Below are 13,517 nucleotides of genomic sequence, written 5' to 3' on the forward strand. Positions count from 1 at the left end.
GATTGACCGAGAGAGGAATGAGCTCCTATTTTGAGCAATGCCTGACACTGGTGGAAGACGAAAGCGCGGAGGCGAATGGAAGCTCAGCAATGCCCACGAGATAGGGCAGCTCGTGCTGGTTCACTGCGGGCTCTGCAACGTCAAGCGTTGGTACCTGCCGAGTGATCTCAAGGAAATCTTCGGGGACATTGAAGCCGAGTTGGTCGGCAGCAAAATGAGTTGTAAGCGATGCGGCAAGAACGATTACATGCACGCCGAGACGCAAAACCCTTCGGCATTGGAACGGCAGAGCATTCGCGTTCGGCGGCTTGCCGGGATTGAGGTGCTGCGGCGGGTCATCTGGCGAGATGAGGACTGAAGAGGGAGCGGCTGACCGATGGTTCTAAACCTCCCAAGGGGAAACGATTGAAGAAAGGACCACGTCCGCCTGCCGAAATCGACAAATATCATATAGGCTGAGTGAGTCGTGGGAATCGGGGCATGATCGCTCGCATAACAAGAAAAAAAACCTTTACAAACCCGGTGTTTGAAAAGGGAGAGTTGCGTAGCGAAAGCGACGTTGAGCAGAAACTTATCTACCCGTTTCTGACCAATGTCAGCTATCTCAATATTCCTTCTGCGTGGGTGCGGACGAAGGAATACATGTCGCCTACGGAGATCGACAAAGCGGCCGGAAAAAGATTTGGGTACTTCCCCGATTACTCAGTTTGGCTAGGCGGACTTCCGCTGCTGATTGTCGAGGCAAAGGAACCTGACGTTACCGTCGAGACGGGGCTTCGAGAAGCGAGGCTTTATGCGGGCGAAATCAATCGACGTTACCCGCCCGAAGTCAACCCTATCGGTTACGTGTTGGCGAGCAACGGGGAGCAAATCGCGCTCTCCGAATGGGACAGCGAAACTAATGTCCTGATAGCGCTAGCGAAAGATATTCGACCGGGCACGGCGGTCTTGCAGGCGTTTATCGGCGCTGTTGGGAAGACAGCTTTGGAAGAGCGAGCGAGAAAGCTCGCTCCCCATTTTGCTGCTCGAAGATTTTTCGCAGTGTCGGCATCAATTGGTGGCCAGTCCAAAATGACACGGCAGCTTGGTGTCAATGAATTTGCTGAGCCACTCTTCCCGGTCCTCACCAAATATTTTGACAACACCTCGGATACACCAGACGAAGTGATTGATCGCGCCTATGTCAGCTCCGAAGAACTGACGACATACGAGGGAATCCTCGAAACCTATCTAAAAGACAGGACCGTCAACATTGGTGGAAGCCAGCTCAAGGCAATTGAGACAAGTCGCCACACGGCAGCTAGCCTGACCACTGAAGTCCAGAAATTTGCGGGCCAGCCGAGCTTCTACAGCCGTGTTCAAATCATAGTGGGAGCTGTTGGTTCGGGCAAAAGCACCTTCATTCGCCGATACTACAGGCACCTAATGACCGACGAAGTTAGGGAAAAGACCATCTGGTCGTTCATTAACTTCAATGACACGGGGCCTGACATTCCGGATGTAAATAGGTTCGTAGCCGAAAAATTTCTTGAATCGCTTGGCGAGCAAAATGGATACGATTTTTTCGACGAAGAGCAGCTAGACAAGATTTTTGCGCCTGACATAAGCAGGTTCGAACGTGGTCATAAAAGTCTTCTGAGAGACAACCCTGCCGACTACGCCACGAAACTGTCTGATACTCGAGACTCCCTTACGGCAAGTCCAGAAAAATTCGCGGAAGCTGTCGCACGACATTACGCTGGGGAGCGAGGACAAGGTCTGGTCGTGGTCTTCGACAACGTCGATAAACGTTCCCGCGACCAACAGCTCAAGATCTTCGAATCGGCCCAGTGGTTCAAGACCCTCACAAAGGGCCTGATCCTCGTAAATCTCCGCGATTCAACGTTCGAAGCGCACAAGGACGAACCCCCACTCGACGCCTTCATCAACGCTATTAACTTCTATATCAAGCCGCCGCGCTTCGCCCAGGTGATCCGGAAGCGGCTGGAACTGGTTCTGGAGAACCTACCTGCCGAGGTCGAAAGGAAGCAGGAGTATGCACTCGCGTCAGGATACCGCATCCAATATCCATCGTCGCGATTGGGCGAGTTCCTCATGAGCATCTACCTTTCGCTCTTCGACAGTAAAGAGGTGCAGGTTGCGTCCACTCTGGAAGCGTTGGTGGCCAAGGACGTTCGCCGGGCACTTGGAATGTTCAGCGACATTTTGGTTTCGCCCCATGTGCCCACCGCCCAAATTACAGGTGCGGCAATTGCGGGCAGCTCATTTCGAATACCAGAGCGCCATATTTTGCGGAGTCTTATGCGCGGTCGCTATCAATATTATACCGGTCGATCGATCTACATCCACGACATCATGAGTGCGGATGACAACCATGTTCGACCAAGCAACTTTATTTTTTGCGACATCCTTGAGTATTTAGTACGCAACCGCAAAGGCAAAATCGATTTTAACCAAGAGGGCTACGCAACTATTGGGACTGTGGTGAAACAGATGGGGCGTCTAGGCTATGATGATCAGGACGCCTTTGATGCAACGCTCACCTTGGTCGAAAAGGGCCTCATTGAGCCGGAGGGGCTCATCTCGACAGACCTTGGGGAGCAAGACGCGGTGCGCGTTCATGCCTCTGGTTTCGTTCACGGTCGTATTTTGCTACGGCGTGATGAGTATGTTATCGGCGCGACCACTTCGTTGAAGGTAGCCTCTAAGGACGTTGCCGACTACATAGGCTCGATCTGGTCTGGAACCGATCCGAACCAAGAAATGTCAATGGGCAACAAAGTCCGTATTCTCGCTAAATTGCGGGACTATTACCGCATTGAATACAGCCGACGTTGCCGCAGGCACCCGTTCTATGAAGAAGCTGGTTTTGGCGGAAGGCATATGGTGCAGAGCATCGAAATAGCCCATGATTTTCTCGATGGGCTGCGTAACTCCCAACCTGCACGGACACCTCGCTACCGCCCAAGATGACTCGGCGTAGGGAGGGTCCCCAGAGGAGCTACAGCAACCGCAGTTGGTCTCCCGGTGTTGAGCCCAGAGGAAACTTGATCTGCGTGGCGGGCTTCTCGACGATCACGAGTGCATCGTCAGGCGCGGTGCGCTGTAAGACCTTCGCTTCATGCCACGGGGCTCCTAGCCAGATGTCGGTTTCTTCTTGTGAAGTTAGGATTACCGGCATGGCCTTCTCGTGGATTGGCTTGATGAGCGCGTTAGGATCGGTGGTCATGAAACCGTAGACCTCGTGATCGCCGGGACCGTCCTTGACCTTCCTTACCCCATGCCAGGGCGTCCAGAGGCCCGCAAAGAAGAACAGCGGGCGGTCCTCGTTCAGCGCGAACCAGTAGTTCCGCTGAATACCGGTCTCAGGGTCCTTATCGTTCTCCTCGGGGCTGGGTTCCGCGAAACTTGTCACCGGCACTACGCAGCGATGCTCGACGCCGAGATACTGCTGCCAGTGGGAGTATTGAGGCTTGCGGATGTTTGTCGTCCCGTAGTCTGCTTTGCCCTTCACCCGCTCGGATGGGGTCGGCATTCCCCAAAGCAAGTTGGCAACTTCACGCTGCCCGTCCAATGCATTGCGGACTACCGGACCGAGTCGGTTGGGGTAGATGTCAATTGACGGCTCAAGGTTCCCCAGGATGTCTCTCAGGGCGCCGGTCCATTGTCGGATGGCCTCTTGGCTTGTTGTGATGTTGTAAAGGTTGCACATGAGGCAAAATTTGCACATTCCCGCCTAACGCACCAGCGCCGACGTTGCCCTGCGTGGTCAAGCGCAAACGCGACTTAGACGGGCTGAAGTGACAATGTTTTTGTTGTCCTTTCCAAACGCCACAATATTCCACTAGAGTACCCGAAAAATAGACAATGAATCTGACCAAGAAACCTCAAAGCTGCTAAAGCCATTTTGAAACGGGGGGGGGGGAAATCCATGCGATTAAAATGGTTCCATGTCAGGGAATTTCAAAGCGTTCAAGATTTAGGAAGAGTCTCGGTAGACGACATTTCTTGCCTGGTCGGAAAGAATGAAGCGGGGAAATCCGCACTTCTAAAAGCACTGTACCGCCTAAATCCGGTCGTACCTTCTGAAGGCAACTTTAGTGTAACGAACGACTACCCGCGCATGGAGGTCGAGAACTATCGTATCGCAGTAGAACAGAAAAAACGCGTGGCAGCCACGCCGATCACAGCCTGCTATCAATTGGATGCCGATGAAGTCGAAGCCATTGAGGAGTTATTCGGATCAGAGTGCCTTAAACAAAATGAATTTACGCTATCGAAGAGCTACTCGGGCGCTCGGACTTTCGGCATCGATCTCAATTACGAAAAGGCCTTGCGACATTTCGTGTCGATTGCTGATTTTGCTGAACAAACAAGGCAGGCCGTTGCATCGGCCCCTACCACTGTCGATGCGCTATTGGTGGCACTCGAAACACAAGAGCAAACAGACGAGGTCACTCGCGTGGTAGCCGCACTGAATGCTATCAAGAAAAGGAATCTTACGGGGTATATTTTCGACAGCTTTTTAAGCGACAACGAACCCAGCTATTTATATTTTGATGAATACTACCAGATGACCGGCCATGAGAACATTGAGGCGCTTATGGCACGGGAAGCCAGCGAACAATTGAAGCCGTCAGATCATCCGCTATTGGGGCTGGTGCGACTTGCTCGGCTTCAACTGTCAGAATTGGTGAACCCGGACAGCACGATTGAATTGAAGAACAAACTGGAGGGTGCGAGCAACCACCTTACCCGGCAAATTCTCAAATACTGGTCGCAGAACAAACACCTCAGAATGGCATTCGACGTTCGACCGGCCCGATCTGGCGATCCGGTAGGCATGCAGAAGGGCACGAACATCTGGGGAGGCGTCTTCGACAACCGGCACCAAGTTACCACCGAACTCGGCAGCCGATCGCGGGGCTTTGTCTGGTTTTTCTCATTCTTAGCTTGGTACTCAGACGTAAAGAAAGGCGGGGAAAATACGATCTTATTGCTTGATGAGCCGGGCCTGACACTCCACGCCAAGGCGCAACACGATTTGCTCCGGTACTTTGAAATCGAGCTTAAAGGCGCGCATCAACTAATTTACTCCACCCATTCCCCTTTCATGATCGACGCAGAACATTTCGAGCGTGTACGCATCGTCCAGGACAGAAGCATAGATTCCGAACAGGACGACGACCTGAGCAACTCGGGGACCAAGGTCCTCACCGATGTTTTTGCCGCTAGTGATGACAGCCTTTTCCCATTGCAAGGAGCCCTCGGGTACGACCTGCACCAAACCCTTTTTGTGGGACCTCAAAGCCTAGTGGTAGAAGGCGCTGCAGACCTTCTCTACATCCAAGCAATGTCGTCGCTCCTGATGGAAGAAGGTCGTCGCGGACTTGACGCCAGATGGACGATTACGCCAGTCGGAGGAGCCTCTAAAGTTCCAACTTTTGTCGCGCTCTTGGGCTCGCAAAAGGGCATGACGATTGCGACTTTGATCGACAGCCAAGTTTCCGACCTACCGAAGATCGAGGCACTTTATCGAGACAAATTGCTCAAGAAGGCCAATGTTTTCACGTTCGCCGATTTCACTGGTGCTGCGGATTCCGACATCGAGGATATGTTTGGAGCCGACTTTTTCGTTGACTTGGTGAACTCCGAATTTGCTTCTCAACTGAACGCGCCTTTAGACGCCAAAAAACTGGTCTCGAAGCACCCGCGAATTTTGAGGCGCCTTGAGGACCATTTCGACAAGCATCCAATGAAGACGGGTAGTTTTAACCACTTCCGCCCGGCTAGGCATTTCAACGAAAACATCAAAAAGCTGGCAAAAAAGGTTCCCAAAGAGGCCAAGGATCGCTTCGAGGCAGCATTCAAGAAACTCAACGCCCTGCTCCCCTAGACGGGATTTGCGGGGAGCAAAGGCAAGGATGAAGGGTCGGGCAATTTCGAGAAAAAATTTGTTTCGGAATATCCTATAGAGGAGTCGCCCGCTTCCCCCGTGGGGGTGCCTGAGTTGGTACATAAAAAGGTACATGCCGGTACAAGGAAGGCGAGAGAAACCCTTGCAACGCAACGCCTCCAGAGCCATCCCGATTCCGTCCGGGGGCACCACCCTTCGCTCTTCGAGCTTCGGGTGGCAGGCCACTCGAAGCTCGTTAGTCGAAGGAGGACTGCCGACGGTTCTATTCGGCGGAGCTGGCAGCACGACATCAGGCCAACTCGCAGCCGTCGGACCTTCTAGGAAAATGTGGCAGCCTGTATGGCTGCCGTATCGCCGAACGTGTTCCTCACCCTAACCGACCTGTAGACGTAGGCGGCCCAGATCCCTGTGACTATGAAGGATGCCAAAGGTGTAACCAGAGCTCCTCCGGCAAGCAAACGGTTTACCGGGACACCCAGAACAGTCGATATCCAAACTGTGTCCAGTACGAATAAGAGAGGGATCGCGAACCACAGACATATGAACAGCTGCGGAAAGCGGTGGCTTCGCCGCAGCATCGAAACAAGCACGACCAGCTGAAGCACCAGAAATGCCAGATTGAGGGCTGCCTCGCCATAGATGGCCAAGGCCCCGTTGGGCACTGTAACAAGCTGTTGGTAGGTTTTGACCAGACTGGCCATATCGACAAGTGTGCGCAACGGCGAAAGGGACAGGCTGATCGCCAGCAGGATCAGCCAGCCGCCGAACCCCACGAGGTCATCTGGGCTCTGTGAGGATTTGCGCGACGACCGGACGGCGAAGAAAACCGGCACGCCAATCAGCAACAGAAGTATCGCCCAATGCCACATTTACCCACCCTCGAATGCATCCCTGGGTTGTTTAGCTCGCACCTCTGGATTGTGCAAGCGTTTTTACAGAGATCAAGGCATCGTAGAGATTTTCGGGTTTAGGTTTGCAGAGGACGCTTTCGTCGCTCGCAATGGCCGCATCTCACCCCAAGTCAAAATGCCGCGGAAAGGCCTGGTGCAGCAGGAGCAGCATGGTCTTGCGCAGCACGTCGGTGTCGCGGCTGGACGGGTTGAGATGGTCCCAATACCAGGCGCCGTGAACCAGATAATTCAGGCTCTCCGACAGCGTGTCTATGTCGACGCCGGTGTAACCGCCGCTGCGCGAAATCTCGATCAGCAGTTCGCGCGCTTCGGCCGTGTAGGCGAGATCGCTGGGCAGGCCTATCTCGTTGTAGAGCTGCATGCTCTTGCGGTCGCTGGAGAACACGACGAAGACCGACACCCAATTCGGATGCTGGCGGGCAAAGCGTTGCGCGCAATCGACCGCGCCCAAGACCCGCTCGACCGGCGACAGGCCGGGCGCCCGCACCAGCGTCAGCCACAGCGCGTCATATTGGTCGCTGAGATATTGCAGGACGGCTCGGAACAGGTTCTCCTTGCTGCGAAAATGAAAGACCACCAGTGCGTTGGACGAGCCGACATGCTCGGCGATGCGCTGCATGGTGACGCTGGCCAGCCCCTCCTCCGCGATGAGCTCGATTGTGGCGTCGATGATGCGCTGGATGCTCGCTTCGCCGCGCTCGCGCCGGCGGTCCTTGGGCGCAGCGTCGTTCGCCGCACCCTTGGCCGCCTTGCTTTTTCCCGCATCCGGAGTGGCTATGCGTTGCGCCATTGTCGTCAGGCCTTTCCCCGGCGGCCGAAACATCCCGCCGCTGCCTTGGGATGCCGGCGCCCTGCGGACTCACAGCGCCGGGCGTGTCCCGGCATTCGTGTACCACTGACCACGAGCCGTCTCATAGGCCATACCCGCCCGGAACACGTCGGCGTCGCTATAGGTGCGGCCGACAATCTGGATGCCGGTGGGCACGCCGTTGGCGGCGCGGCCCGACGGCACGGACAGAACCGGGCAGCGGCTCAGCATGTTGAACGGCGTCGTCATCACCCAGCCCAGCGACGGGTTCACCTCTCGTCCATTGATCTCGACCTTGCCTTTGGTCTGATCGAATTCCGCCGGCACTGCGGGAAGCGCATTGGTCGGGCAGATCAGCACATCGTGTTTTTCCAGCAACGGCCCCAGCGTCAGATACATCCTGGCCGCCACGTCCAAGGTCGCGACGAAGTCCGTGGCCTTCGACTTCTGCCCGTCGTTGGCAAACTGCCTGGCATAGCTGGTCATGTCCTTGCCGTGCTTGGCGAGCAGCGGCGACAGCGAGGCGCCGAAGAGATGTTCGAGATAGGCCATGCCGGCCTTGAGCACCTCGTCGCCCCAGCCGAGGTCCACCACCTCGACGGTGGCGCCGAGCGAGCGGAACACATCGCAGGCAGCGAGCGTGTTCTTGCGCACGTCCGCATCCACCTCGAAGGACCCGAGATCCATGGAGAATGCGATCTTCCAACCCTTGATCGGCTTGTAGTCGAGCGGCAGGCGCAGTTTCGGGCGCAGCGTGGCGATGTCGAGCGGGCTCGGCCCGGCCATGACGTTCTGCAGCAGGATCGCATCCCCGACGTTTCGGGCCAAGGGCCCGGTGTGGCAGTAGAAATCGAGATTGAACGGCGCCTCATCGGGATTGCGGCCGTAAGGCGGCTTGAAACCGACCAGGCCGCAGGCCGAGGCAGGGATGCGGATTGAGCCCGCTATGTCCGAGCCGGTTGCGATCGACGACGTGCCGGAGGCCAGCGTTGCCGCCGAACCGCCCGACGAACCGCCCGGCGTGAAATCCGGGTTCCAGGGGTTCCGCGTGACGCCCCAGCGCTTCGACCAGGTATAACCGGCGCAGCTGAATTCGGGCGTCGCGGTGCGGGCGTGGACGATGCCGCCGGCCTTCATGACACGCTCGTTCATGGTCGAGGTATGGCCGCCAATGGCGTCCCCGGACAGCAGCGAGCCATGCGAGGTCGGCTTGCCCTTGATGTAGCTCTCATCCTTGATGCCGATCGGCAGGCCCTCGAGCGCGCCGGTCCTTGCGCCTCTGGCGTATTTCGCCTCGGCTTTTCTGGCGAGATCCATCGCCTCGTCGAAATGCGTGAAGGTGAGGCAGTTGATCGTCGCCTTGGTTGCCTCGGCGCGGCGGATGGTGGCCTGCATCAGTTCCACAGGCGACAGTTTCTTCGCCTTGAACAGCCGCAACGCCTCGCTGGCCGGCATGTAGCAAAGGTCGAGATCGGACATAAAAAATCTCCCGCGGCGGCTTTACGGCATCTGGCATTGGGGATGGCCGAGCCGCGATGCGCGGCCCGATGTTGGTCAGCTTCGCCGGCGGCGCTGCTATTTCTGCAGATCGGTCCAGATCCTGGTGTAGAGCGCCTGGACGTCGGCGGGACAGGCCGACATGAATTGGCCCTTGTCGGCAAATTCGGCCGGAACATCCACTTCGGGCGCGCCCTTCATATCGGCCGGCAGGAAGGGCTCGGAGCCCTTGATGCCATTGGCGTAGTGCGCGAAGGCCGAGATCATCGCTGCATTCCTGGGGTCCATGATGAAATTCTGGAAGAGCTTGGCGTTCTCGACGTTCTTGGCATCCTTGAGCACCGCGACACTGTCCATCCAGATTGGAAAGCCCTCCTTGGGATAGCCGTAGACGATCTTGTCGTTCTCCAGCCGCTCGCGCAGCGATATGCCGTTCCAGTTGACGCCGGCGGCAATGTCACCCCTGCCGAGACCGTCGACGGCCGCATAGTCGAGCGACAGCCATTTCGCTTTCGCCTCGATGAGCTTGTCATGCACCTTTTTCAAAAGCACCTTGTCGTCGGTGCAGTACTTACCGCCCTCATAGGCAATGGCGAGGAACATGATGTCTCCCATTTCGGGCACGACATTGATCTTGCCCACGAGTTCCGGCGGCGGATCGAGGAAAATCGCCGAGGTGTTCGGATCGCCCGCATAGACCGATTTGTTGACCGAGATGCCGGTCGTGCCCCATTGCCACGGCACCGAATATTTGCGGCCGGGGTCGAACGGCACGTCGACCCATCTCGGATCGACGTTTCTAAAGTTCTCCATCGTGTTGGGATCGGTTTCCAAGAGCAGGCCTTCGCTGATCCAGATCGGCATCACGCTGGCCGATGGAACGACGATGTCATAGCCGGAAGCGCCCTGGCGGACCTTGGCCAGAGCCGTATCGTTGGAGTCGTAGTCGGTGACGGTAACCTTGACCTTGTAGGTTTCCTCGAACTTCTTGATCAGGTCCGGGCTGGTGTAGTTGCCCCAATTGTAGATTTGGAGTTCGCCCTCGGCGCGGGCAATGCCGGTCATCGCCAGCAGCGACAGGCCGAGCGCCGTGGCGGTCGATTTCAACTGCATGCTTGTGTCTCCCATTGTTGGGACCGGCGGGATTGCGCCTCGAGTCCCTAAGTTCCCTTCGTCCTGGTGATCATTCACCGGCGAATGCCGGCTGACCAACTCGGTATCTCGGCAACGGTATTAATTACTAAACATACAGTCAATATCTTTTGCGACACAACTGCATGATCGGCACCGGCAGTGCGCCGGCGAAGCCGACATGATATGGTCAAGGTTGGGCCATTGATGAATTGGGGCAAGCCGTGGCGTGAGCGCCGCAGCCTGCAGGGCTTGGATCACGGTCATGCGCCTTTTTCTGGCGGTCGTGCTGCTGATGACCATGGCGCTCTTCTCCGCTGCGCGCGGCGAAGAGCGGATAGCGCTGGTTGTCGCCAATCCGGCCTCTGAGGGCTCACCGGCAATCGCCAACGCCGACCTCAGTGCCGAACTCGTTGCAGCGACACTACGATCGCTTGGCTTCACCGTCCGGCAGGTGTCGGATGGCGACCGCGCCGATGTCGCGCGCGCCATGCATGATTTCGCCCAATCCCTGGCCAATCCGGACTCCGTCGGCATCTTCTACTATGTCGGCCACACCGCGCAGGCCAACGGCAGGAACTATTTACTGACGCGCGGCACCCGGATCGATTCAAAGGAAACGGTCGACCAGACGGCATTGCCCCTCGATCTGTTCATGCAGGCGCTCGAGGCAACCCCGACATTGAAGGTGGTTCTGCTCGACAATCCCGGCGATGGCCACAACCCTACTTCCGGCGTGATGCAGGGTCTGGCGGCGGTCGATCCCCTCACCCACGCCATCGTCGCTCTGTCGGCCAAACCCGGAACCGTTGCACTGGACGAAGCCCGCCCCGTCACCGTATTTGCCGATGCGCTCACCGCTGCGCTGGTCAAGCGCGGCGCGGACATAGCCATCATCCTCGCCTCGGTCAGGCAAACCACTATCGACAAAACGTCAGGCGCCCAGTGGCCATGGATGGCATATGGCCGCTCGGCAGACGCTGCCTTTGTGCTGACGCCGGACCAGGTGGCCGGCGCGGCACCGGCGCTGCCGCTTGTGCCGGAACCGGCACCGCCGGCGATGGCGAGCGGCGGCTACATCTCCGGGAGTGGCGGTTGGGAGCCTGATGGCAGCGACTACGCCGATGGCAGCGGTCAGGAGCCCTACCCCATGGACGTTGCACCGGGCTCCGGCAGTCCCGATGCCGCGATGGGCGACAGCGCCAAGGAGGCGGCGCTCTACGAGGAATACAAACGCCAGGAACAGCAGCGCCAATTGCAGGAAGAGCAGGCTCGGCAACGATACGAAGAGGAAAAGCAACGTCTTGAAGACGCAGCTGTGGCCGCTGCCCAGAACAATCTCGGCGGGACCTATCCGCAGGATGGCGGAGCCACCGGCGCCGAACCGCCCCCCGATAAGGCAGGGATCCCCCCTGAGGACGGCATGACATCGGCCCCGCCACCCGCGACCGGCGCCGAAAGTCCGCCGGAGGCGCAGGCGCCACCGAAACCAGCGCCGCCGCCCATCGACCAGGCGCAAAGCCCTCCTTCCGGCGGCGCCCTTCCACAACCCGAGACGGGCGCTGTCGAGGTGGTGCGCCATCCAACCATCGATGCGCCGGATGAGATTGTCGCCGGCGAGACGGTGACCGTTTCGATCGCCCTTACCGAAGAGCAATTCACGCCCGAAGTGAAGGTGAAGGCAGCGCCGGGCTCGTCGGTGACGGAAGATGGCGCCCTGGCCATGGCGATGCCGGCGGGAACCGAGCAATGGCCGATCGATATCGATCTGTTCGCCTCCGGCTTCGATCTCGCTGACGGCGGCAAATGGAGCCGACGGACGACGCTCTACCGCCAGGGCGACAGCGACTTCGTCCGCTTCGACGTCAAGGCGCGGCCGATCGCCAAGGACAGCAAGCCGGCCCAGTTCATCGCGCGCATCTACAGCGCCGGGAGGTTCCTGGGATCGGCATCGCGGTCGGTTATCATTCGCCGCACCGCGCCTGTCGAGGCAGCCGCTCTGAGCGCCACAGCCGAACGCTCCGCAGCACCTGCCATGCTGATGCTGGCCGCAGCGGCGCCGCAGCCGGCGGTAACTGGCAATGTGACGCTCGGCGGCGCAGCCGGCGATGACGTCCCCGATCTCGACGTGACCATCCTCTATGACGATCCGAGCGGGCTGGGTTCGGGGCAGATCATCATCCATTCGCCGCATCTGGCCGGTCCGGTGACCGATACGTTCTCGACGCCACCTGAGATGACGGCATGGCTGGACTCCGAATACCGCCGCCTGCTGCAGCTCGGATTGAGCCTGCGCGGCGCCGTTTCGCTGCAGCAGCCTGCCGCAAGCAGCGATACGGGGGCGCAAAAGCGCTTTGTCACGCTCGCCGCCGAAGGTTTTGGCGATGCGCTCTACCGCGACTATGTGCCGAAACCGTTCAAGGACGTGTTCTGGTCGCTGCGCGGCAAAGGCGAACTCCATTCGATCCAGATCACCTCGAACAGCCCGACGCTGCCCTGGGAATTGATCCGCCCGCGCAGCGCCGACGGCGCCGTCGCCGACGGTTTTCTCGGCATGGGCTACCGGCTGGCGCGCTGGGCTCCGCGCAGCAGTGCCTCACAGGTCGACAACCCGCTCGACCGCATGACCTTCACCGGCGTCGCGGCCGTCGCGCCCTCCTATCTCGACAAGCGCTCGCTGCGCTTTCAGCAGGACGAGATCGCGGCGCTGAGCAAGCTTTACGGCTACCGCCGCTTCGATGGCGATTTCACCTCTTTCGAGAAACTGGTCGGTGAAGTCTCGACCGGTTTCATTCATTTCTCCGGTCATGGCGAGGTCAACCAGCCGAGCAGTGGCCGGCCGGTCTTTGCCATCGATCTCGTCGACCAGTCGCTCGACCCCGATACATGGGCCGCGCTGGTCGCGGCCGCGCATGGCAAGGGCAATCCGTTCTACTTTTTCAACGCCTGCGACACCGGCCGTTCGCAGATGCTCGGCGGTTTCGTGCAGGGCTGGGGTCCGGCGGTGCTGGCGGGCGGCGCTTCCGGCTTCATCGGCGGCATGTGGCCACTGACCGACCGCGCGGCAGCGGCCTTCTCGACCGATTTCTATGGCGGCATCAGCACGCGGATCAAGGACGGGCCGGTCTATCTGGCCGAGATCCTGCAGGATGTCCGCAGAGAATTCTACCGGACCGGCGATCCGACCTATCTCGCCTACACATTCTACGGCAACGCCAATCTGAGGATTGTCGGGCAGTAGGCGACGGATCGT

At 58.4% G+C, this 13,517-nt stretch carries 9 protein-coding genes; 4 read left to right on the forward strand and 5 right to left on the reverse strand.

Annotated features, from left to right (window positions below):
• Positions 1-37 precede the first annotated feature (37 nt).
• Positions 38-358: a hypothetical protein gene (locus AC3EML_RS21710; protein ID WP_352520412.1), complete on the forward strand. Its 321-nt coding sequence runs from the start codon at positions 38-40 to the stop codon at positions 356-358.
• 122 nt (positions 359-480) lie between these two features.
• Positions 481-2,973: a type I restriction endonuclease gene (locus AC3EML_RS21715; RefSeq protein ID WP_352520413.1), complete on the forward strand. Its 2,493-nt coding sequence runs from the start codon at positions 481-483 to the stop codon at positions 2,971-2,973.
• 28 nt (positions 2,974-3,001) lie between these two features.
• Here the strand turns inward: AC3EML_RS21715 and AC3EML_RS21720 are convergent, their stop codons facing one another.
• Positions 3,002-3,712: an SOS response-associated peptidase gene (locus tag AC3EML_RS21720; protein ID WP_352520414.1), complete on the reverse strand. Its 711-nt coding sequence runs from the start codon at positions 3,710-3,712 to the stop codon at positions 3,002-3,004.
• 219 nt (positions 3,713-3,931) lie between these two features.
• On the opposite strand from AC3EML_RS21720, the gene AC3EML_RS21725 reads away from it, so the two are divergent.
• Positions 3,932-5,896: an AAA family ATPase gene (locus AC3EML_RS21725; protein WP_488505311.1), complete on the forward strand. Its 1,965-nt coding sequence runs from the start codon at positions 3,932-3,934 to the stop codon at positions 5,894-5,896.
• A 338-nt stretch (positions 5,897-6,234) separates the two neighbouring features.
• Here the strand turns inward: AC3EML_RS21725 and AC3EML_RS21730 are convergent, their stop codons facing one another.
• The 4 genes from AC3EML_RS21730 to AC3EML_RS21745 form a co-directional block, all read right to left on the reverse strand.
• Positions 6,235-6,762 (reverse strand): DUF2569 family protein, encoded by a 528-nt coding sequence (locus tag AC3EML_RS21730; protein ID WP_245260196.1) that lies wholly within the window; start codon positions 6,760-6,762, stop codon positions 6,235-6,237.
• Between the two features lie 166 nt (positions 6,763-6,928).
• A complete protein-coding gene (locus AC3EML_RS21735; RefSeq protein ID WP_023725772.1) occupies positions 6,929-7,618 on the reverse strand; it encodes a TetR/AcrR family transcriptional regulator in 690 nt (229 codons plus the stop codon).
• Between the two features lie 69 nt (positions 7,619-7,687).
• Entirely contained in the window at positions 7,688-9,115 is a 1,428-nt protein-coding gene (locus AC3EML_RS21740; RefSeq protein WP_023830719.1) for an amidase, read from the reverse strand.
• A 96-nt stretch (positions 9,116-9,211) separates the two neighbouring features.
• A complete protein-coding gene (locus tag AC3EML_RS21745) occupies positions 9,212-10,246 on the reverse strand; it encodes an extracellular solute-binding protein (RefSeq protein WP_023715777.1) in 1,035 nt (344 codons plus the stop codon).
• A 283-nt stretch (positions 10,247-10,529) separates the two neighbouring features.
• Here AC3EML_RS21745 and AC3EML_RS21750 point away from each other — a divergent pair, with 283 nt between their 5' ends.
• Entirely contained in the window at positions 10,530-13,505 is a 2,976-nt protein-coding gene (locus tag AC3EML_RS21750) for a caspase family protein (protein ID WP_352520416.1), read from the forward strand.
• Positions 13,506-13,517: the final 12 nt, after the last annotated feature.

It is taken from the genome of Mesorhizobium sp. P170090 (assembly GCF_057786115.1).

What these genes read in the sequence shown, in the direction of transcription:
- AC3EML_RS21740 (WP_023830719.1), bottom strand. Translation starts at nt 9,115, where the DNA reads ATGTCCGATCTCGACCTTTGCTACATGCCGGCCAGCGAGGCGTTGCGG.
- AC3EML_RS21710 (WP_352520412.1), top strand. Translation starts at nt 38, where the DNA reads ATGCCTGACACTGGTGGAAGACGAAAGCGCGGAGGCGAATGGAAGCTC.
- AC3EML_RS21745 (WP_023715777.1), bottom strand. Translation starts at nt 10,246, where the DNA reads ATGCAGTTGAAATCGACCGCCACGGCGCTCGGCCTGTCGCTGCTGGCG.
- AC3EML_RS21725 (WP_488505311.1), top strand. Translation starts at nt 3,932, where the DNA reads ATGCGATTAAAATGGTTCCATGTCAGGGAATTTCAAAGCGTTCAAGAT.
- AC3EML_RS21750 (WP_352520416.1), top strand. Translation starts at nt 10,530, where the DNA reads ATGCGCCTTTTTCTGGCGGTCGTGCTGCTGATGACCATGGCGCTCTTC.
- AC3EML_RS21720 (WP_352520414.1), bottom strand. Translation starts at nt 3,712, where the DNA reads ATGTGCAACCTTTACAACATCACAACAAGCCAAGAGGCCATCCGACAA.
- AC3EML_RS21715 (WP_352520413.1), top strand. Translation starts at nt 481, where the DNA reads ATGATCGCTCGCATAACAAGAAAAAAAACCTTTACAAACCCGGTGTTT.
- AC3EML_RS21735 (WP_023725772.1), bottom strand. Translation starts at nt 7,618, where the DNA reads ATGGCGCAACGCATAGCCACTCCGGATGCGGGAAAAAGCAAGGCGGCC.